The sequence below is a fragment of the Rhodococcus sp. 21391 genome (genome assembly GCF_016772255.1).
Classification (GTDB): Bacteria; Actinomycetota; Actinomycetes; order Mycobacteriales; family Mycobacteriaceae; genus Rhodococcus_F; species Rhodococcus_F opacus.
The window spans coordinates 4,028,279-4,046,812 of sequence record NZ_CP063781.1; the positions used below are offsets into that span (position 1 = coordinate 4,028,279).

Below are 18,534 nucleotides of genomic sequence, written 5' to 3' on the forward strand. Positions count from 1 at the left end.
CTAGTCCTTCTTGGCCTCTTCGGCCTCGGGGGCGTCGGCCGCGGTGGCGGTCTCGTCCTCGATGGCCTCGACGACGGCGTCAGCGTTCTCGACCTCGGCGTCGGTTGCCTCGGCCTCGACGGCCTCGACGACGTTCTCCTCGGCGGGAGCAGCAGCCGGCGCATCCTTCGATGCCTTCACGCGACGAGCGCGGTCGGCCTCGGAGGTGACGGTCTTCTCCTTGACGAGCTCGATGATTGCCATCGGCGCGTTGTCGCCCTTGCGGGGGACCGTCTTGATGATGCGGGTGTAGCCGCCGTCACGATCGGCGTAGAACGGGCCGATCTCCGCGAACAGGGTGTGCACGACATCCTTGTTGCGGATGACCTTCAGAACCTCACGACGGTGAGCCAGGGTTCCGGCCTTGGCATGCGTGACGAGCTTCTCGGCGTACGGGCGCAGGGCCTTGGCCTTGGACTCCGTGGTGGTGATGCGGCCGTGCTCGAAGAGCGCGGTAGCCAGATTGGCGAAGATCGCCTTCTGGTGCGAAGCCGACCCGCCGAAGCGGGCACCCTTCTTGGGCTTGGGCATGATGATCTCCTAGTAAAGGACCGTGAGCTACAGCTGTTCGGTCTCGGCGTAGTCCTCGGTGCCCTCGGCATCACCGAAGGAACCGGCGTCCGTGTCGCTCCACGTTCCGGTGGCGGCGTCGTAGCCGGCAACGGTGGTGGGATCGAAGGACGCGGGGCTGTCCTTGAGGGCCAGGCCGAGCGAATGCAGCTTGACCTTCACCTCGTCGATGGACTTCTGTCCGAAGTTGCGGATGTCGAGCAGATCGGACTCGGTACGGCCGACAAGCTCACCGACGGTGTGAACACCTTCGCGCTTGAGGCAGTTGTAGGAACGGACCGTCAGGTCCAGGTCCTCGATGGGCAGTCCGAACGAAGCGATGTGATCGGCCTCGGCGGGCGAGGGTCCGATCTCGATGCCTTCTGCTTCGACGTTCAGCTCACGGGCCAGGCCGAAGAGCTCAACCAGGGTCTTGCCCGCCGAAGCGAGCGCGTCCCGAGCGGTGATGGAGTTCTTGGTTTCCACATCGAGCACGAGCCGATCGAAGTCGGTGCGCTGCTCGACGCGGGTGGCCTCCACCTTGTAGGTGACCTTGAGCACCGGCGAGTAGATCGAGTCGACCGGGATACGGCCGATCTCGGCGCCGGACGCCTTGTTCTGGACGGCGGGGACGTAGCCGCGACCGCGCTCGACGACGAGCTCGATCTCCAGCTTTCCCTTGTCGTTCAGGGTGGCGATGTGCAGATCCGGGTTGTTCACGGTGACGCCGGCCGGGGGCACGATGTCGCCTGCAGTCACGGCACCGGGGCCCTGCTTGCGGACGTACATGGTGACCGGCTCGTCCTCTTCGGAGCTCACGACGAGGCCCTTGAGGTTCAAGATGATGTCGGTGACATCTTCCTTCACACCGGGAACTGTGGTGAACTCGTGCAGAACGCCGTCGATGCGGATGCTGGTGACAGCAGCGCCGGGAATCGACGAGAGCAGCGTGCGGCGGAGCGAGTTGCCGAGGGTGTACCCGAAGCCTGGCTCGAGGGGCTCGATGACGAACTTCGAGCGGTTGTCAGCGATGACCTCTTCGGTCAGCGTGGGTCGCTGAGAAATGAGCATTGGATTTCCTCCTGTACGGGCGTCCGCTATTTGACGCCCACGATGGGAAAGGCACTTCGTGCCCGTGCGCCTTTCCGGTAGTCGGAACTACTGGAAGGGCGCACGAGCCGTCAGGCCTACTTCGAGTAGTACTCGACGATGAGCTGTTCCTGCAGAGGAACGTCGATCTGCGCACGCTCGGGAAGCTGGTGAACCAGAACCCGGAGACGTCCACCGACAACCTGCAGCCAACCCGGGATCGGGCGGTCGCCCTGGGTCTCGCGCGCAACCTGGAAGGGAAGCGTGGACAGCGACTTCTCCTTGACATCGATAATGTCGTACTGGGAGACGCGGTAGCTGGGGATGTCGACCTTCTTGTTGTTCACAAGGAGGTGGCCGTGGGTAACCAGCTGACGGGCCTGGCGGCGGGTGCGAGCCAGTCCGGCGCGGTACACGACGTTGTCGAGACGCGACTCCAGGATGCGGAGCAGGTTCTCACCGGTCTTACCGGGGCGGTTGTTCGCCTCCTTGTAGTACAGGCGGAACTGCTTCTCCATGACGCCGTAGGTGAAGCGAGCCTTCTGCTTCTCCTGCAGCTGGAGCAGGTACTCGCTCTCCTTGATCCGCGCGCGGCCGTGCTGGCCCGGCGGGTAGGGACGACGCTCGAACGCCTGGTCGCCTCCAACGAGGTCGACGCGCAGACGACGCGACTTGCGGGTGATGGGTCCGGTATAACGTGCCATTTTCTTCTACCTATCCTTCCCGCTAGACCCGACGCCGCTTGGGCGGACGGCAGCCGTTGTGCGGCTGAGGGGTGACATCGGAGATGGTGCCGACCTCGAGGCCTGCGGCCTGAAGCGAGCGGATCGCGGTCTCACGGCCGGAGCCGGGGCCCTTGACGAAGACGTCGACCTTCTTGACACCGTGCTCCTGCGCCTTGCGGGCTGCGTTCTCGGCGGCCAGCTGAGCGGCGAACGGGGTCGACTTACGCGAACCCTTGAAGCCGACGTGTCCCGAGGACGCCCAGGAAATCACGTTTCCGGCGGGGTCCGTGATGGACACGATGGTGTTGTTGAACGTGCTCTTGATGTGAGCGGCGCCGTGCGGGACGTTCTTCTTGTCCCTGCGACGCGCCTTCTGGGTCTTCTTCGGACCGGTGCTACGTGACTTGGGGGGCATTACTTCGCCTTCTTCTTGCCTGCAATGGTGCGCTTCGGACCCTTACGGGTGCGGGCGTTGGTCTTGGTGCGCTGACCACGCACGGGCAGACCACGACGGTGGCGCAGGCCCTGGTAGCAGCCGATCTCGATCTTGCGTCGGATGTCGGCCTGGACCTCGCGGCGAAGGTCACCCTCGACCTTCAGCGACTCCTCGATGTACTCGCGGAGCTTGGCCAGATCCTCGTCCGAGAGATCCTTGCTCCGCAGATCCGGGCTGACGCCGGTGGCGTCCAGGATCTCCTTGGAGCGGGTACGGCCGATGCCGTAGATGTAAGTAAGTGCGATCTCCATCCGCTTTTCACGGGGAAGATCGACACCTGCGAGACGTGCCATGTCGGCATTCCTATCGGTGTGCGGAGGTCTGCTCCCAGTCCATCCCCTGTGCCTCTTCAAACGTCGGCGGTCTCGCGACCGACAATGCTTCAACTAACTCAGTGGGGCCCCGGCCTCCGTGCCGGGGGTGAACCAGTACCTGCTCGAGAGCCGTAAGTACTGGCTGGTGCTGGGAGGTCATCTTTGCTTGTTGCCAAGCAGATCCTCGAAAAGCGGAGATCTAGCCCTGACGCTGCTTGTGGCGCAGGTTCTCGCAGATCACCATGACCCGGCCGTTACGACGGATCACCTTGCACTTTTCGCAGATCTTCTTGACGCTCGGCTGAACCTTCACGTCTTCTGATCTCCTGTTTTGTGGCAGCCCACTACGCAGATCCGCAGCGGACGTACTTCTCCCCGACCTGGTCGGCGGGGAAGCTTTTATTTGTACCGGTAAACGATGCGTCCGCGCGACAAGTCGTAGGGCGAGAGCTCTACGACAACGCGATCTTCCGGGAGGATGCGAATGTAGTGCTGACGCATCTTTCCGCTGATGTGGGCGAGAACCTTGTGGCCGTTCTCGAGCTCAATGCGGAACATCGCATTGGGCAGCGGCTCGACTACTCGTCCCTCGACCTCGATGGCCCCGTCCTTCTTAGCCATATCCTCCGCGATCCATGTGGTTTGGCGTGCTTATTGCATCTGTTTCCGTTACCGTGGCGCCCAATGGGATCTTCACCGGCCGAAACATGAACAATCCGGATCGAATCCGGCACTGGGCACGCAGACAACCGGCACGCATAGCGCACCGTTGATCCATGTTACGGGAAATTGCTCACCAGGCCAAATGCGGTCCCTGACGGACCCGCCCGCCCGGCGAGAATTCGACTTCCGAGACCCACCGGCAACGATGCGAAGGATGGTGTGCGTGCGCGCCCTGGTACAGCGAGTGACGTCCGCGTCGGTCCGCGTCGACGGCGACGAGGTCGGGCGGATCACTCCCGCGGCCGGCGGCCACGGGCTGCTCGTCCTGGTCGGCGTCACCCATACGGACGACGAGGCGAAGGCGGCTCTGCTCGCGAAGAAGGTGTGGACCATGCGCATCCTGGAGAACGAACAGTCCGCGTCCGACCTCGACGCCCCAGTACTCGTCGCCAGTCAGTTCACGCTCATGGCGGACACCCGCCGGGGCCGGCGCCCGTCCTGGTCCGCCGCGGCGCCGAGGCCGGTGGCGGAACCACTGGTGGACGAGTTCACCGGCGCCCTGCGCGAGCTGGGAGCGACCGTCGAGACCGGCGTGTTCGGCGAACACATGGAGATCAGCCTCGTCAACGACGGCCCGGTGACTCTGCTGATCGACGTGTAGGCCCCTACCTGCAGGAGGCCGCTACTCCGGACGCAGGGTCAGGATGCGCGGCCCGTCCTCGGTGACGGCGACCGTGTGCTCCCAGTGCGCTGCACGGGTTCCGTCGGAGGTGACAACCGTCCAATCGTCCTCGAGGACAACGGTATCGGTGGTGCCGAGGGTCAGCATCGGCTCGATCGCCAGAACGGAACCGACCACCAGTTGCGGCCCCTTGCCCGGAGCTCCTTCATTGGCGAGGAACGGCTCCATGTGCATTTCCCGGCCGATGCCGTGACCGCCGTAGCCGTCGACGATGCCGTACTTGCGGTCGTGCGCGACCTCGGCGGCGCGGGTGCCGAGTTCGATGGCGTGGGAAATGTCGGTGAGGCGGTTGCCGGGCAGCATCGCCGCGATCCCCGCCTCCATGGACAGCCGGGTGGCCTCGCTGAGCTGCTGGTCCGCTTCGATGATGTCTCCGACACCGAAGGTCCACGCAGAGTCGCCGTGCCAGCCGTCGAGAATGGCGCCGCAGTCGATGGAGACGAGGTCTCCCTCGACGAGAATGTCTTCCGCCGAGGGAATCCCGTGCACCACGCGATCGTTCACGGACGAACAGATCGATCCGCTGAACCCGTGGTAGCCCTTGAACGACGGCACGGCGCCGGCGTCGCGGATGACCGATTCGGCCACCTCGTCGAGTTCGAGCGTGCTCACACCCGGCTTCGCCGCTTCGCGGACCGCCACCAGAGCCGCACCGACGATGGCACCGGCGGCCGCCATTGCGTCGAGCTCGCCTGCGGTCCGGAACGGAACGACCTTGCGCTTACGCCCGAAGCCCATTACTTACCCAACGCTGCCAGTGCGCGAGCGTTGACCTCGTCGACCTCGCCCAGGGCGTCGACGGTCACCAGCTGGTCCTTGTAGTAGTCCAGCAGCGGCGCGGTCTCCTCGCGGTACACCCGGAGCCGGTTGCGGATGACGTCTTCCTTGTCGTCCGCGCGGCCACGGGCCAGCATCCGCTCGACCACGACGTCCTCGTCGACGATGAAGGACAGCACTGCGTCGAGCTTCGTGTTCAGCTCGGCGAGGATCGCCTCGAGCGCCTGAGCCTGGTCGACGGTCCGGGGGAAGCCGTCCAGGAGGAATCCGTTGGCCGCGTCCGGCTCGGCGACGCGGGCCTTCACCATGTTGTTGGTGATCTCGCTGGGAACCAGGTCTCCGGCGTCCAGGTACTTCTTCGCCTCGAGGCCGAGGGGCGTGGCCTGGCCGATGTTCGCGCGGAACAGGTCGCCCGTGGAGATGTGGGGGACGCCGAGCTTCTCGGACAGAATCGCGGCCTGGGTGCCCTTGCCTGCACCGGGAGGACCAAGGAGGACAAGTCTCACTTGAGGAACCCTTCGTAGTTACGTTGCATCAATTGACTTTCGATCTGCTTGACCGTGTCCAGGGCGACGCTGACGAGGATCAGCACGGCCGCACCACCGAAGATGCTGCTGGAGGTCTGGCTTCCGGACAGGAAGAAGTGGGGCAGCACCGCGATCAGGCCGAGGTAGATCGAGCCGGGAACGGTGATGCGGTTGAGCACGTAATTCAGGTAGTCCGCGGTGGGGCGACCCGGGCGGATACCGGGAATGAAGCCGCCGAACTTCTTCATCTCGTCCGCCCGCTCTTCCGGATTGAACGTGATCGCGACGTAGAAGAACACGAAGAACACGATCAGCGCGAAGTAGATGACGATGTACACCGGGTTGTTCGGATTCACCAGGTACTCGTTGATGATCCGCTGCCACCAGCTGGGATCGGCGGACGACGTGGCGCCGGTGAGCTGCGCGATGAGGTTCGGCAGGTACAGCAGCGACGACGCGAAGATGACCGGGATGATGCCGGCCTGGTTGACCTTGAGCGGCAGATACGTCGACGAGCCGCCGTACATCTTGCGGCCGACCATGCGCTTGGCGTACTGGACCGGGATCCGCCGCTGGCCCTGCTCGACGAACACGACGCCGGCGATGATGGCGAGGGCCGCGACGCAGATGATCGCGAAGATCAGTCCCCCGCGGCTGTCCAGGATGGCCTTGCCCTCGGACGGCAGGCGGGACGCGATACCCGAGAAGATCAGCAGGGACATGCCGTTACCGACACCGCGTTCGGTGATGACCTCACCGAACCACATGACGAGCGCTGCGCCCGCGGTCATGACCAGCACGATGATCACGAGGCCGAAGATGCTCTTGTCGGCGATGATCTCTTCCTGGCATCCCTGCAGCAGCTGGCCGCGCGATGCGAGCGCCACGATGCCGGTGGCCTGCAGGATCGCCAGGGCGATCGACAGATAACGCGTGTACTGCGTCATCTTCGCCTGGCCGGACTGGCCTTCCTTCCGGAGTTCCTCGAACTTCGGGATGACGACCGTCAACAGCTGGACGATGATGCTGGCCGTGATGTACGGCATGATGCCGATCGCGAAAATGGACAGCTGGAGTAGCGCGCCGCCGGAGAACAGGTTGATCAGCGAGTAGATACCCGCGGAGTCACCGCCCGACAGCTGATCGACGCAGGCTCGGACGTTCCCGTAGTCGACGCCCGGCGACGGAATCACGGCACCGATGCGATAGAGCGCAACGAGACCGAGCGCGATGAGGATCTTCCGCCTCAGGTCCGGGGTCCTGAGGGCCGAGACGAAGGCGGAAAGCAAAGATCCTCCTGGCACGACGGTGGGGAGACGAGTCGAAAGCAGACTTGTCCGTGAATGAACTCTAGAACTCTAACAGTGGCAACTGAACGCGCAGTTGGGAGACCTGCGGCAGCGCTGCGCGTACAGCCGCAAATGGCCGCAGTACAGCGCGAGGCTGTACTGCGGCCATCTACTGGCTAGCGGTGATAGCTCACAGCTCGGTGGCGGTACCACCGGCAGCAGCGATCTTCTCCTTGGCGGAGCCGGTGAACTTGTCGACCGTCACCTGGACGGCGACAGTCAGGTCGCCGTCGCCGAGAACCTTGACGAGCTGGTTCTTGCGAACGGCACCCTTGGCAACGAGGTCCTCGACCGTGACCTGTCCACCCTCGGGGAACAGACGGGCGATGTCGCCGACGTTGACGACCTGGTACTCGGTGCGGAACGGATTGGTGAAACCCTTGAGCTTGGGCAGACGCATGTGCAGCGGCATCTGTCCGCCCTCGAAGGCGGCGGGCACGTTCTTGCGGGCCTTGGTGCCCTTCGTGCCGCGACCGGCGGTCTTGCCGCGCTTGCCGCCTTCACCGCGACCGACACGAATCTTGTCGGACTTGGCTCCGGGTGCGGGGCGCAGGTGATGCAGTTTGATGGTCATGGTTAGACCTCCTCAACTGTGACGAGGTGGCGCACCACGTTGATCAGACCGCGGTTCTGGGCATTGTCCTCGCGGACAACCGTCTGACGGATGCCCTTCAAGCCGAGGGTGCGCAGCGAGTTCCGCTGGTTCTGCTTGGTACCGATGGTGCTCTTGATCTGAGTGACCTTGAGTTCGGCCATTACTTCACGCTCCCAGCCTGTGCGCGCGCACGCAGCATGCCGGCGGGGGCAACGTCCTCGAGGGCGAGACCGCGGCGAGCGGCAACTTCCTCGGGGCGCTGCAGGCCCTTGAGCGCAGCAACGGTCGCATGCACAACATTGATGGCGTTGTCGCTACCGAGCGACTTCGACAGAATGTCGTGGATGCCGGCGCATTCCAGCACGGCACGCACCGCGCCACCGGCGATGACACCGGTACCGGGGCTTGCCGGACGCAGCATGACGACGCCCGCTGCGGCCTCACCCTGAACCGGGTGCGTGATGGTGCTGCCGATCATCGGAACACGGAAGAAGCTCTTGCGAGCCTCCTCGACGCCCTTCTGGATGGCCGCGGGAACTTCCTTGGCCTTGCCGTAGCCGACGCCGACCAGTCCGTTGCCGTCGCCCACGATCACCAGAGCGGTGAAGCTGAAGCGACGACCACCCTTGACGACCTTCGACACGCGGTTGATCGTGACGACGCGCTCGATGTGGTTCGACTTCTCGGCCGACTGTCCGCCGCGACGATCGTCGCGACCGCCACCACGACGGTCGCCGCCGCCGCGGTTGTCCCCCGTGTTGGGGCCATTCTGTCCGGCGGGTCCGCTTCCGCCGTCACGCCTCTGACGTCCCGGCATCAGGCTGTCCTTCCGTTCATGTACTCGGTCTTGGTCATCAGAACTTCAACCCGCCTTCGCGAGCTGCGTCCGCAAGGGCCGCGATGCGACCGTGGTAGCCGTGTCCACCGTGGTCGAACACGACGGCCTCGACACCGGCTGCCTTCGCGCGCTCGGCGATCAGCTGACCGACCTTCGCACTGAGGGCCTTCTTGTCGCCGTCCGCTGCACGCACGTCGGCCTCGGTGGTCGACGCAGCGGCCAGGGTGTGGCCTGCGAGGTCGTCCACGAGCTGGACGTGGATGTGGCGCGAGGACCGGTTGACGACCAGGCGGGGACGCTCGGGCGTGCCGGAGACCTTCTTGCGGAGACGGAAGTGACGACGCACCTTCGACAGGCGACGCTTCGTGGACGCATCCTTGCCGAGCGGAATCCGCTTGGCTTTCTGGTTTGCAGTCTGGCTCATATCACTTACCCGTCTTTCCGACCTTGCGGCGGATCTGCTCACCCTCGTAACGCACGCCCTTGCCCTTGTACGGGTCCGGACGACGGAGACGACGGATGTTGGCCGAGATCTGCCCGACCTTCTGCTTGTCGATGCCCGACACCGAGAACTTGGTGGGCGACTCGACCGCGAAGGTGATGCCTTCCGGAGCCTCGATCGGGACCGGGTGGCTGTAGCCGAGTGCGAACTCGAGGTCCTTGCCCTTGAGAGCGACGCGGTAACCGACGCCGTGAATCTCCATCTTGGTGGTGTAACCGTCGGTGACACCGGTGATGAGGTTCTGCACCAGGGTGCGAGACAGACCGTGCAGCGCGCGGCTGCGACGCTCGTCGTCCGGACGCGTCACGCTGAGCGTGCCGTCGTCGTTCTTCGCAATGGCAATCGGCTCGGAGATCGTCAGGGCCAGCGTGCCCTTGGGACCCTTGACCGTGACGTCCTGGCCGTCGATCGAGACGTCGACGCCGCCGGGGACGGTGACGGGAATCTTTCCAATACGCGACATTGTGGTGGCCTCCCTTACCAGACGTAGGCGAGGACTTCCCCGCCCACTCCTTGATTGGCCGCCTGGCGATCGGTGAGCAGGCCGGTGGACGTGGAAATGATCGCCACGCCGAGGCCGCCCAGAACCTTGGGCAGGTTGGTGGACTTCGCGTACACACGCAGACCGGGCTTGGAGACGCGACGCACGCCGGCAAGGCTGCGCTCACGGCTCGGGCCGTACTTCAGGTCGACGATGAGGGTCTTGCCCACCTCGGCGTCTTCGGTGCGGTAGTCGGCGATGTAACCCTCGCGCTTGAGGATCTCGGCGATGTTCGCCTTGATCTTCGAGTGGGGCAACTTCACCTCATCGTGGTACGCCGTGTTGGCGTTGCGCAGACGCGTCAAGAAGTCTGCGATGGGGTCGGTCATGGTCATGAGGTTGACCTCTACCTTTCTCACAACGGTTCCCTCTGCCGTTTCCGGCGCAGGCCTATCGCGAAGTAGGTCTTACGTTTCCCGGTCCGAGGTTACGAACCGGAAGTCTGTGGGGGTGACGCCGCCGCCGGAGAGGGCGACGGCGTCACCGGCTCACCAGGAGCTCTTGTGAACGCCGGGCAGCTCGCCGGCGTGCGCCATCTCACGGACGCAGATTCGGCACAGGCCGAACTTGCGGAACACCGAGTGCGGACGGCCGCAGCGCTGGCAGCGGGTGTAGGCGCGCACCGCGAACTTGGGCTTCTTGTTGGCCTTGTTGACCAATGCCTTCTTAGCCATTAGCTCAGTTCTCCTTGAACGGGAAGCCGAGGTGCTTCAGCAGGGCACGGCCTTCTTCGTTGTTGGTCGCGGTGGTCACCACGGTGATGTCCATGCCGCGCGGGCGGTCGATCTTGTCCACGTCGATCTCGTGGAACATCGACTGCTCGTTCAGGCCGAACGTGTAGTTGCCGTTGCCGTCGAACTGGTTGCCCGACAGGCCGCGGAAGTCCCTGATGCGGGGAAGCGCGACGGACACGAGACGGTCCAGGAACTCCCACATGCGGTCGCCACGCAGCGTGACGCGGGCACCGATCGGCATTCCCTCGCGAAGCTTGAACTGCGCGATGGACTTGCGTGCCTTGCGGATCTCAGGCTTCTGACCGGTGATCAGAGCGAGATCGTTGACGGCACCGTTGATCAGCTTGGCGTCGCGCGCGGCGTCGCCGACACCCATGTTGACGACGACCTTGACGACGCCGGGGATCTGCATCACGTTGGCGTAGTCGAACTCGGTGTTCAGCGCAGCCTTGATCTCCTCGCGGTAGCGAGTCTTCAGGCGCGGCTGGATCTTGTTCTCAGTGGAGGTCATGTCAGATGTCCTTCCCGTTCTTCCGGGAAATCCGAACGCGCTTGCCGGACTCTTCGTCGGTCCGGTAGCCCACGCGAGTGGGGTTGCCGTCCGAGTCGACGACTGCGACGTTGGAAACGTGGATCGGGGCTTCCTGCGTGACGATGCCGCCGGAGGAAGCTCCGCGCTCGTTCGCGGAAACCGCGGTGTGCTTCTTGATGCGGTTCACGCCTTCGACGAGGACCTTGTTGGTCGCGGGGTAGGCCTGGATGACCTTGCCCTTCGCGCCCTTGTCCTTGCCGGCGATGACCAGCACGGTGTCACCCTTGTGCACCTTCATCACAGCACCTCCGGGGCGAGCGAGACGATCTTCATGAACTTCTTCTCACGCAGCTCGCGGCCGACGGGGCCGAAGATGCGGGTGCCACGGGGATCGTTGTCCGGCTTGATGAGGACGGCGGCGTTCTCGTCGAACTTGATGTACGACCCGTCCGGACGGCGACGTTCCTTGGTGGTGCGGACGATGACGGCCTTGACGACCTCGCCCTTCTTGATGTTTCCACCCGGGATGGCGTCCTTGACGGTGGCGACGATGATGTCACCGATCCCGGCGTAGCGGCGAGACGAACCACCGAGAACGCGGATGCAGAGAATCTCCTTGGCACCCGTGTTGTCGGCGACGCGCAGCCGCGACTCCTGCTGAATCACTTACTTCTCCTTGACCTGGACTGTTGCACGGCAGATTTCCGACCCGACGTGCGCGGTCTGTACCCGTGCCCTGCGAGAGGGGCCGCCCGGGTGGGCGGCACAACGGTGGGGTTGCCGTGCGTCTGCCGCAAGGCAACCCCACCATCGTACTGGATACATTATTCGGTTTCTTACTTGGCCTTCTCGAGGACCTCGACGAGACGCCAGTGCTTGGTCGCGGACAGCGGACGGGTCTCCATCAGCTGCACGCGGTCACCGATGCCTGCGACGCCGTTCTCGTCGTGCGCCTTCACCTTGCTGGTGCGCCGGATGATCTTGCCGTAGAGCGGGTGCTTGACCCGGTCTTCGAGCTCGACCACGATCGTCTTCTCCATCTTGTCGGAGACGACGTATCCGGTGCGGACCTTGCGGCTGCCGCGCTCTTCAGTGCTCACTGCTTTTTCCTCACTCATGCCGCGTCACCTGCGTCCGGACCAACGGCCAGCCCGAGCTCACGCTCACGCAGAACGGTGTAGATACGCGCGATCTCGTGACGAACGGTACGAAGTCGACGGTTGTTGTCCATCTGACCCGTTGCCATCTGGAAACGAAGGTTGAACAGCTCTTCCTTCGACTCACGAAGCCGGGTGACCAGCTCTTCTTCGGTGAGCTCGCGGAGCTCTGCGGCTGGGGTTCCAGTAGCCATCAGAACTGCTCCTCCCTTGTCACGATCCGGCACTTGCACGGGAGCTTGTGCATCGCGCGGCGCAGGGCCTCACGAGCGATCTCCTCATTGGGGTAGCTCATCTCGAACATCACGCGACCGGGCTTGACGTTCGCGATCCACCACTCGGGCGAACCCTTACCGGAACCCATGCGGGTTTCGGCCGGCTTCTTGGTGAGGGGGCGATCCGGGAAGATGTTGATCCAGATCTTGCCGCCACGCTTGATGTGCCGGGTCATGGCGATACGAGCGGACTCGATCTGCCGGTTGGTGATGTAGGCCGGCTCGAGAGCCTGGATGCCGTAGTCACCGAAGGTCACCTGGGTTCCACCCTTGGCGGCACCCGAACGGCTCGGATGGTGCTGCTTGCGGTGCTTGACCCGCCGTGGGATCAACATGCGTCAGCCCTCCTTCTGTTCAGTCGTAGCGGGTGCATCGGCAGTGGCGGTCGCTGCGCGGCCGGCCTCGGTGCTGGTCGCGGTGGTGCCGGTGGCACCGGAACGACGGGGACGGCTCGGACGCTCACGGCGCGGGCGGTCGCCTGCGGGAGCTGCCACGCTGGCGGCGAGCTCACGCTTGCCACCCACGATGTCGCCCTTGTAGATCCAGACCTTCACGCCGATGCGGCCGAAGGTGGTCTTGGCCTCGTAGAGGCCGTAGTCGATGTCCGCACGAAGCGTGTGCAGCGGCACACGGCCTTCGCGGTAGAACTCCGACCGGGACATCTCGGCGCCGCCGAGACGACCGGAGCACTGAACGCGGATGCCCTTGACGTTGGGCTGACGCATGGCCGACTGGATGGCCTTGCGCATGGCGCGACGGAAGGCGACTCGGTTCGAGAGCTGCTCGGCCACACCCTGTGCGACGAGCTGAGCCTCGGCCTCGGCGTTCTTGACCTCGAGGATGTTCAGCTGGACCTGCTTGCCGGTCAGCTTCTCGAGCTCGGAACGGATGCGATCGGCTTCGGCGCCGCGGCGGCCGATGACGATGCCCGGGCGAGCGGTGTGGATGTCCACACGCACACGGTCACGGGTGCGCTCGATCTCGACCTTCGCGATGCCCGCGCGCTCCATGCCGGTGGCGAGGAGCTTACGGATCGCGACGTCTTCCTTGACGTACTCCGCGTACTGCTTGTCTGCGTACCAGCGAGACTTCCAGTCGGTGGTGATGCCGAGGCGGAAGCCGTGCGGGTTGATTTTCTGGCCCACTACTGAGCACTTCCCTTCCGGCGATTACGGGTCGATGTTCCGGTCTTCGGCAGGCTCTCCACGATCACGGTGATGTGACTGGTGCGCTTGCGGATACGGAACGCACGTCCCTGTGCACGCGGTTGGAACCGCTTGAGGGTCGCGCCCTCGTCCACGAACGCCGTGGCGACGACAAGCGTGCTCGGGTCGAGGTCGAGGTTGTTCTCGGCGTTGGCTGCTGCGGAGGCGATCACCTTGGCGACCGGCTCGCTCGCTGCCTGCGGCGCGAACTTCAGGATGTTCAGGGCGTCTTCAACCGAACGCCCGCGGACCAGGTCCACAACACGACGCGCCTTCATCGGCGTGACGCGCACGTGGCGCGCTACAGCCTTGGCGGTCGGGTTGGCGGTTTCGGTGTTGCTCATCGCCTCTTCGCCTTCCGATCATCCTTGATGTGACCCTTGAACGTGCGGGTCGGTGCAAACTCTCCGAGCTTGTGTCCGACCATCGAGTCGGAAACGAACACGGGGACGTGCTTGCGGCCGTCGTGAACCGCAAACGTGTGGCCGATGAAGTCCGGGATGATCGTGGAACGACGGGACCAGGTCTTGATGACCTGCTTGGTTCCCTTTTCGTTCTGCACGTCCACCTTCGCGAGGAGGTGGTCATCGACGAACGGGCCCTTCTTGAGGCTGCGTGGCATCCTTCACTCCCTCCTAGCGCTTGTTCTTGCCGGTACGGCGACGACGGACAATGAGCTTGTCGCTCGCCTTGTTCTTGCGGGTGCGGCCCTCGGGCTTGCCCCACGGGCTGACCGGGTGGCGACCACCGGAGGTCTTACCCTCACCACCACCGTGCGGGTGGTCGACCGGGTTCATCACGACACCACGGACGGTTGGGCGCTTGCCCTTCCAGCGCATACGGCCGGCCTTGCCCCAGTTGATGTTCGACTGTTCGGCGTTGCCGACCTCACCGATCGAGGCGCGGCAGCGAACGTCGACACGACGGATTTCGCCGGACGGCATACGCAGCGTGGCGTAGGTGCCTTCCTTACCGAGCAGCTGGATGCTGGATCCGGCCGAGCGGGCCATCTTGGCGCCGCCACCCGGGCGGAGTTCCACCGCGTGGATGGTGGTACCCGTCGGGATGTTGCGCAGGGGCAGGTTGTTGCCGGGCTTGATGTCGGCGCCTGCGCCGGATTCGACCGGAGCACCCTGGACCAGGCCCTTGGGGGCGATGATGTAGCGCTTCTCGCCGTCCGCGTAGTGCAGCAGGGCGATACGCGCGGTGCGGTTGGGGTCGTACTCGATGTGAGCGACCTTGGCCGGCACGCCGTCCTTGTCGTTGCGACGGAAATCGATCAGCCGGTAGGCACGCTTGTGTCCGCCGCCCTTGTGCCGGGTGGTGATACGACCGTGTGCGTTACGTCCACCGCGTCCGTGGAGCGGGCGAACCAGCGACTTCTCGGGGGTCGACCGAGTGATCTCGGCGAAGTCCGAGACGCTCGAGCCACGACGGCCCGGGGTAGTCGGCTTGTACTTACGGATTGCCATGAGTCTTCTCGTCCTCTATGTCTCGTCAAGTCCCGGGCGCTTACGCGACCGGTCCTCCGAAGATCTCGATGGGCTTGCTGTCGGCCGAGAGGGTCACGAGCGCGCGCTTGGTGTCCTTGCGCTTGCCGTAACCGAACCGGGTCCGCTTGCGCTTGCCCTGACGGTTGGCGGTGTTGACGCTGGTCACGGTGACGCCGAAGATCTTCTCGACGGCAATCTTGATCTGCGTCTTGTTCGAGTCCGGGTGCACCAGGAAGGTGTAGGTGCCTTCCTCGATCAGTCCGTAGGACTTCTCGGAGATGACCGGGGCGAGCAGGATGTCGCGGGGATCGGCGATGGTGCTCACTTGCCCTCCTCCTTGTTCTCTTCCTGGGCGGTCTCGGCGGGCCCGTGGATGAACGCGTTGAGCGCCTCGACGCTGAACACAACGTCATCGCTGTTGAGCACGTCGTAGGTGTTGAGCTGATCGGGTGCAATGGGGTGCACGCCGTCCAGGTTCTGCACGCTCTTCCAGGCCGCGATGTCCTCGCGTCCGACGACGAGCAGGACCTTCTTGCGGTCCGAGATCTCGCCGAGGAAGGTGCGGGCGGACTTCGTGGACGGAGTCTGACCGGCAACCAGTTCGGTGATCACGTGGATGCGCTCGTTGCGGGCCCGGTCGGAGAGGGCTCCGCGCAGGGCGGCGGCCTTCATCTTCTTGGGGGTCCGCTGGCTGTAGTCGCGCGGCTGCGGGCCGTGGACGGTGCCACCACCGGCGAACTGCGGTGCACGGGTCGAGCCCTGACGAGCGCGGCCGGTGCCCTTCTGGCGGTACGGCTTCTTGCCACCGCCGCGAACCTCGCCGCGGGTCTTGGTGGCGTGGGTGCCCTGACGTGCAGCAGCGAGCTGCGCGACGACAACCTGGTGGAGAAGCGCGATGTTGGCAGGCGCGTCGAAGATCTCCGGGGGGAGGTCGACGGTGCCGTTGGTCTTGCCGCCGGCGACCTTGACGTCCAGCGTCAGCTTGGTCGTCGATGTCTCGGTGCTGGTCATGCTCGTGCACCACCCTTCACTGCACTCTTGACGATCACGAGGCCGCCCTTGCGGCCGGGAATCGCACCCTTGATCAGCAGCAGGCCGTTCTCGGCGTCCACCTTATGAACGGAGAGGTTCTGCGTCGTGATGCGGTCGCTACCCATGCGGCCGGACATGCGCATGCCCTTGAACACGCGGCCCGGAGTGGCGCAACCACCGATGGAACCGGGGCGACGGTGAACGGCCTGCGCACCATGCGATGCACCCTGACCGGCGAAGCCGTGGCGCTTCATGGTTCCGGCGAATCCCTTACCCTTGCTGGTTCCGGTGACGTCGACATAGGCGCCGTCCTCGAAGACCTCGGCGGTAAGTTCCTGGCCGACCTCGTACTCCGAGGTGTCGGCAACGCGGAGCTCCACAACGTGGCGGCGCGGGGTGACGCCGGCCTTGGTGAACTGGCCGGAAGTCGGCTTGTTCACCTTGCGCGGGTCGATGGCGCCGAACGCGAGCTGCACGGCGCTGTAGCCGTCACGCTCTTCGGTACGAATCTGGGTCACGACGTTCGGTCCGGCCTTCACGACGGTGACCGGAACGACCCGGTTGTTCTCGTCGAAGACCTGGGTCATGCCGAGCTTGGTGCCCAGGATTCCCTTGATCTTGGTATCAGTCATTGTTTTTGTCTCCGCCGCGCTCACTGAATGTTGACGTCGACGCTGGCCGGAAGGTCGATGCGCATGAGCGCGTCAACCGTCTTGGGCGTCGGGTCGAGGATGTCGATAAGCCGCTTGTGAGTACGCATCTCGAAGTGCTCGCGCGAGTCCTTGTACTTGTGCGGCGAGCGGATGACGCAGTACACGTTCTTTTCGGTCGGCAACGGCACGGGTCCAACGACGCGGGCCCCGGTACGGGTCACCGTCTCGACGATCTTGCGCGCTGACGCGTCGATCGCCTCATGGTCGTAGGCCTTGAGCCTGATGCGGATCTTCTGTCCCGCCACGCTTAGTGTCCTTTTCTTGCCGCGTTTCGTAGTCCCACCCGAGTCGGGCCGAACTACCTCGTCTGCACAGTCCCTTACCTGGGCCGCAACTTCCGAACGCTAGGCGACCGGGACACACCCGATCCGCTGCCGCTGTTCATCTGTCATGGTTCTCCGGTACACGCGGTCGGGCGTGTCGCCCTCCCGCTCATTCTCCGACCCGGAACTTTTCAGCTTTTCGGGCCGGGAACACGCACCGGATGCACTCGAATTCGAGTGCCAGTAGGTACTGCTTCCGTCTTGCATGTGGCCGCGAGCAGGTCATGTGATCTACACCGCGACGTTTCACCCCACCTGTTTCGGGCCGCAAACGATCGCGTCCCAGACAAGGCAACCCGACCAGTATGCCGTACCGGGCGGGAGACTTCAAACCGGGCTCGATCCCGCCCGCCATCGCCCGAACTTACTCTCAAGTAAGATGCGTGGATGACGAACTCGAGTCCCACGTACGCCGCGTGGCAGAAACTCCCCGACAACGCGCTGGGACACGCCCTCTTCTCCGTCGGCATGTGTCTCCGCGTCCCCTACTTCGGCTCGGTCCTCCCCCGCGTCGTCGAGATGCGGCCCGGCCGCTGCGAGGTCCGCGCCCCGAAATGGTGGGGCGTCCGCAACCACCTGGGCACGTTCCACGCGATCGCGGCGTGCAACCTCGCCGAGGCCGCCATGGGCATGCTGTCCGAGGCGACCGTTCCCTCTACCCACCGGTGGATCCCGAAGTCGATGACGGTCCACTACCTCGCCAAGGCGAACGGAACGCTGCGCGCCGTCGCGGAACTGCCGGAGCTGCCGGACTTCACCGCGATCACTGCGGGCACCGACGTCGTCGTGCCGGTGGGCATTTTCGACGGACAAGGGGTAGAGGTGGTTCACGCCGACATCACGACGTGGGTCACGCCGCGATGACACGCGCGGCAGCCGCGGCGGATTTGGCAAATGTCGACGTTCCAGCCGACCCGAAATCCGCCAACCCGAGGGATTACTCAACTCCCGAGTACACGAGTATCCCACGGCTCACCGCGGGATACTCGTGTGAAGTGGTGCGGGTTCCCTCAGGAAAGCTGCTTGACGTCGCCTTCCATCGCCTCCACGAGACTCTTGGGACGCATGTCGGTCCAGTTGGTCTCGACGTAGGAAAGACATGACTGTCGCGCGTCTTCTCCGAAGACCACCGCCCAACCGGCCGGCACCTCGGCGAAGGTCGGCCACAGCGAGTGCTGACCCTCGTCATTCACCAGCACGTAGAACCTGCCGTCCTCGTCGTCGAACGGATTAGTCACGAATGCTCCTTTGGCAACGGCCCCGCGCGTACGGGGCTGCGGTTTCGAACGTCATCGAATATCGGAGCCCGACCGATCAGCGTTAC

Annotated in this window: 34 protein-coding genes; 2 read left to right on the forward strand and 32 right to left on the reverse strand. The window is 64.4% G+C overall.

The features are described from left to right. From rplQ to infA, 7 genes are all read right to left on the reverse strand, one after another. A complete protein-coding gene (gene rplQ, locus GO592_RS18855) occupies window positions 1–570 on the reverse strand; it encodes a 50S ribosomal protein L17 (RefSeq protein ID WP_005239685.1) in 570 nt (189 codons plus the stop codon). A gap of 27 nt (window positions 571–597) precedes the next feature. Then, window positions 598–1,659: a DNA-directed RNA polymerase subunit alpha gene (locus tag GO592_RS18860; RefSeq protein ID WP_005239684.1), complete on the reverse strand. Its 1,062-nt coding sequence runs from the start codon at window positions 1,657–1,659 to the stop codon at window positions 598–600. 116 nt (window positions 1,660–1,775) lie between these two features. Beyond that, complete coding sequence (rpsD, locus tag GO592_RS18865) at window positions 1,776–2,381, reverse strand: 30S ribosomal protein S4 (protein ID WP_005253863.1); 606 nt, start codon at window positions 2,379–2,381, stop codon at window positions 1,776–1,778. 22 nt (window positions 2,382–2,403) lie between these two features. After that, complete coding sequence (rpsK, locus tag GO592_RS18870; RefSeq protein WP_005239680.1) at window positions 2,404–2,817, reverse strand: 30S ribosomal protein S11; 414 nt, start codon at window positions 2,815–2,817, stop codon at window positions 2,404–2,406. Continuing rightward, window positions 2,817–3,191, reverse strand: coding sequence for a 30S ribosomal protein S13 (gene rpsM, locus GO592_RS18875; protein WP_005239677.1), 375 nt, complete (start codon window positions 3,189–3,191; stop codon window positions 2,817–2,819). Before rpsM ends, rpsK begins: the two co-directional genes overlap by 1 nt. Window positions 3,192–3,411: 220 nt before the next feature. Continuing rightward, window positions 3,412–3,525 carry a 50S ribosomal protein L36 gene (gene rpmJ / locus GO592_RS18880; RefSeq protein WP_003938068.1) on the reverse strand — a complete coding sequence of 38 codons (114 nt, stop codon included), beginning with the start codon at window positions 3,523–3,525 and terminating at the stop codon, window positions 3,412–3,414. Window positions 3,526–3,611: 86 nt separating this feature from the next. Further along, complete coding sequence (gene infA / locus GO592_RS18885; RefSeq protein ID WP_003418601.1) at window positions 3,612–3,833, reverse strand: translation initiation factor IF-1; 222 nt, start codon at window positions 3,831–3,833, stop codon at window positions 3,612–3,614. 265 nt (window positions 3,834–4,098) lie between these two features. Here infA and dtd point away from each other — a divergent pair, with 265 nt between their 5' ends. After that, on the forward strand, window positions 4,099–4,536 hold the full coding sequence (gene dtd, locus GO592_RS18890; protein ID WP_007301273.1) for a D-aminoacyl-tRNA deacylase: 438 nt from the start codon (window positions 4,099–4,101) through the stop codon (window positions 4,534–4,536). Between the two features lie 21 nt (window positions 4,537–4,557). Here dtd and map read toward each other — a convergent pair whose 3' ends face one another. The 24 genes from map to rpsJ all read right to left on the reverse strand — a co-directional run bounded on the left by map (window position 4,558) and on the right by rpsJ (window position 17,132). Next, window positions 4,558–5,355 carry a type I methionyl aminopeptidase gene (map, locus tag GO592_RS18895; RefSeq protein ID WP_007301274.1) on the reverse strand — a complete coding sequence of 266 codons (798 nt, stop codon included), beginning with the start codon at window positions 5,353–5,355 and terminating at the stop codon, window positions 4,558–4,560. Continuing rightward, window positions 5,355–5,900 carry an adenylate kinase gene (locus GO592_RS18900; protein ID WP_005253860.1) on the reverse strand — a complete coding sequence of 182 codons (546 nt, stop codon included), beginning with the start codon at window positions 5,898–5,900 and terminating at the stop codon, window positions 5,355–5,357. Before GO592_RS18900 ends, map begins: the two co-directional genes overlap by 1 nt. Next, a complete protein-coding gene (gene secY / locus GO592_RS18905) occupies window positions 5,897–7,210 on the reverse strand; it encodes a preprotein translocase subunit SecY (protein ID WP_005239668.1) in 1,314 nt (437 codons plus the stop codon). Before secY ends, GO592_RS18900 begins: the two co-directional genes overlap by 4 nt. Window positions 7,211–7,400: 190 nt before the next feature. After that, entirely contained in the window at window positions 7,401–7,844 is a 444-nt protein-coding gene (rplO, locus tag GO592_RS18910) for a 50S ribosomal protein L15 (RefSeq protein ID WP_005239667.1), read from the reverse strand. Window positions 7,845–7,846: 2 nt separating this feature from the next. Next, the gene (gene rpmD / locus GO592_RS18915; RefSeq protein WP_005253859.1) at window positions 7,847–8,026 is read right to left on the reverse strand and encodes a 50S ribosomal protein L30; all 180 of its coding nucleotides are present in this window, start codon (window positions 8,024–8,026) and stop codon (window positions 7,847–7,849) included. Further along, the gene (gene rpsE, locus GO592_RS18920) at window positions 8,026–8,682 is read right to left on the reverse strand and encodes a 30S ribosomal protein S5 (RefSeq protein WP_005253858.1); all 657 of its coding nucleotides are present in this window, start codon (window positions 8,680–8,682) and stop codon (window positions 8,026–8,028) included. Before rpsE ends, rpmD begins: the two co-directional genes overlap by 1 nt. 37 nt (window positions 8,683–8,719) lie before the next feature. Next, entirely contained in the window at window positions 8,720–9,127 is a 408-nt protein-coding gene (rplR, locus tag GO592_RS18925; RefSeq protein ID WP_005239660.1) for a 50S ribosomal protein L18, read from the reverse strand. 1 nt (window position 9,128) lies between these two features. Beyond that, on the reverse strand, window positions 9,129–9,668 hold the full coding sequence (gene rplF, locus GO592_RS18930) for a 50S ribosomal protein L6 (protein ID WP_005239658.1): 540 nt from the start codon (window positions 9,666–9,668) through the stop codon (window positions 9,129–9,131). A gap of 14 nt (window positions 9,669–9,682) precedes the next feature. After that, window positions 9,683–10,081, reverse strand: coding sequence for a 30S ribosomal protein S8 (gene rpsH / locus GO592_RS18935; protein ID WP_005239657.1), 399 nt, complete (start codon window positions 10,079–10,081; stop codon window positions 9,683–9,685). Between the two features lie 153 nt (window positions 10,082–10,234). After that, the gene (locus GO592_RS18940) at window positions 10,235–10,420 is read right to left on the reverse strand and encodes a type Z 30S ribosomal protein S14 (protein WP_005239644.1); all 186 of its coding nucleotides are present in this window, start codon (window positions 10,418–10,420) and stop codon (window positions 10,235–10,237) included. A 4-nt stretch (window positions 10,421–10,424) separates the two neighbouring features. Then, complete coding sequence (gene rplE / locus GO592_RS18945) at window positions 10,425–10,991, reverse strand: 50S ribosomal protein L5 (protein ID WP_005239642.1); 567 nt, start codon at window positions 10,989–10,991, stop codon at window positions 10,425–10,427. A gap of 1 nt (window position 10,992) precedes the next feature. After that, window positions 10,993–11,310 carry a 50S ribosomal protein L24 gene (gene rplX / locus GO592_RS18950; RefSeq protein ID WP_005239640.1) on the reverse strand — a complete coding sequence of 106 codons (318 nt, stop codon included), beginning with the start codon at window positions 11,308–11,310 and terminating at the stop codon, window positions 10,993–10,995. After that, window positions 11,310–11,678: a 50S ribosomal protein L14 gene (gene rplN / locus GO592_RS18955; protein WP_005239639.1), complete on the reverse strand. Its 369-nt coding sequence runs from the start codon at window positions 11,676–11,678 to the stop codon at window positions 11,310–11,312. Before rplN ends, rplX begins: the two co-directional genes overlap by 1 nt. A gap of 170 nt (window positions 11,679–11,848) precedes the next feature. Further along, on the reverse strand, window positions 11,849–12,130 hold the full coding sequence (gene rpsQ / locus GO592_RS18960; RefSeq protein WP_005239638.1) for a 30S ribosomal protein S17: 282 nt from the start codon (window positions 12,128–12,130) through the stop codon (window positions 11,849–11,851). Further along, window positions 12,127–12,363, reverse strand: a complete 237-nt coding sequence (gene rpmC, locus GO592_RS18965; protein ID WP_005239637.1) for a 50S ribosomal protein L29 — start codon at window positions 12,361–12,363, stop codon at window positions 12,127–12,129. The genes rpsQ and rpmC overlap by 4 nt, the downstream gene beginning before the upstream one ends. Next, complete coding sequence (rplP, locus tag GO592_RS18970; protein WP_005239636.1) at window positions 12,363–12,779, reverse strand: 50S ribosomal protein L16; 417 nt, start codon at window positions 12,777–12,779, stop codon at window positions 12,363–12,365. Before rplP ends, rpmC begins: the two co-directional genes overlap by 1 nt. 3 nt (window positions 12,780–12,782) lie before the next feature. Beyond that, window positions 12,783–13,589, reverse strand: a complete 807-nt coding sequence (gene rpsC, locus GO592_RS18975) for a 30S ribosomal protein S3 (protein ID WP_007301276.1) — start codon at window positions 13,587–13,589, stop codon at window positions 12,783–12,785. Continuing rightward, the gene (rplV, locus tag GO592_RS18980; RefSeq protein WP_005239634.1) at window positions 13,589–13,993 is read right to left on the reverse strand and encodes a 50S ribosomal protein L22; all 405 of its coding nucleotides are present in this window, start codon (window positions 13,991–13,993) and stop codon (window positions 13,589–13,591) included. The genes rpsC and rplV overlap by 1 nt, the downstream gene beginning before the upstream one ends. Next, window positions 13,990–14,271: a 30S ribosomal protein S19 gene (rpsS, locus tag GO592_RS18985; RefSeq protein WP_003940820.1), complete on the reverse strand. Its 282-nt coding sequence runs from the start codon at window positions 14,269–14,271 to the stop codon at window positions 13,990–13,992. Before rpsS ends, rplV begins: the two co-directional genes overlap by 4 nt. A gap of 13 nt (window positions 14,272–14,284) precedes the next feature. Further along, window positions 14,285–15,121 carry a 50S ribosomal protein L2 gene (gene rplB, locus GO592_RS18990; protein WP_005239633.1) on the reverse strand — a complete coding sequence of 279 codons (837 nt, stop codon included), beginning with the start codon at window positions 15,119–15,121 and terminating at the stop codon, window positions 14,285–14,287. A gap of 40 nt (window positions 15,122–15,161) precedes the next feature. Continuing rightward, a complete protein-coding gene (rplW, locus tag GO592_RS18995; RefSeq protein WP_005239632.1) occupies window positions 15,162–15,467 on the reverse strand; it encodes a 50S ribosomal protein L23 in 306 nt (101 codons plus the stop codon). Then, the gene (rplD, locus tag GO592_RS19000; RefSeq protein ID WP_007301277.1) at window positions 15,464–16,153 is read right to left on the reverse strand and encodes a 50S ribosomal protein L4; all 690 of its coding nucleotides are present in this window, start codon (window positions 16,151–16,153) and stop codon (window positions 15,464–15,466) included. The genes rplW and rplD overlap by 4 nt, the downstream gene beginning before the upstream one ends. Further along, entirely contained in the window at window positions 16,150–16,806 is a 657-nt protein-coding gene (gene rplC, locus GO592_RS19005; protein ID WP_005239628.1) for a 50S ribosomal protein L3, read from the reverse strand. The genes rplD and rplC overlap by 4 nt, the downstream gene beginning before the upstream one ends. Before the next feature lie 20 nt (window positions 16,807–16,826). Further along, window positions 16,827–17,132 (reverse strand): 30S ribosomal protein S10, encoded by a 306-nt coding sequence (gene rpsJ / locus GO592_RS19010; RefSeq protein ID WP_003938093.1) that lies wholly within the window; start codon window positions 17,130–17,132, stop codon window positions 16,827–16,829. Window positions 17,133–17,597: 465 nt separating this feature from the next. Here rpsJ and GO592_RS19015 point away from each other — a divergent pair, with 465 nt between their 5' ends. Further along, a complete protein-coding gene (locus GO592_RS19015; RefSeq protein WP_007301278.1) occupies window positions 17,598–18,074 on the forward strand; it encodes a hotdog fold domain-containing protein in 477 nt (158 codons plus the stop codon). 146 nt (window positions 18,075–18,220) lie between these two features. Here GO592_RS19015 and GO592_RS19020 read toward each other — a convergent pair whose 3' ends face one another. Further along, window positions 18,221–18,448: an MbtH family protein gene (locus tag GO592_RS19020; protein WP_007301279.1), complete on the reverse strand. Its 228-nt coding sequence runs from the start codon at window positions 18,446–18,448 to the stop codon at window positions 18,221–18,223. Window positions 18,449–18,534 lie beyond the last annotated feature (86 nt).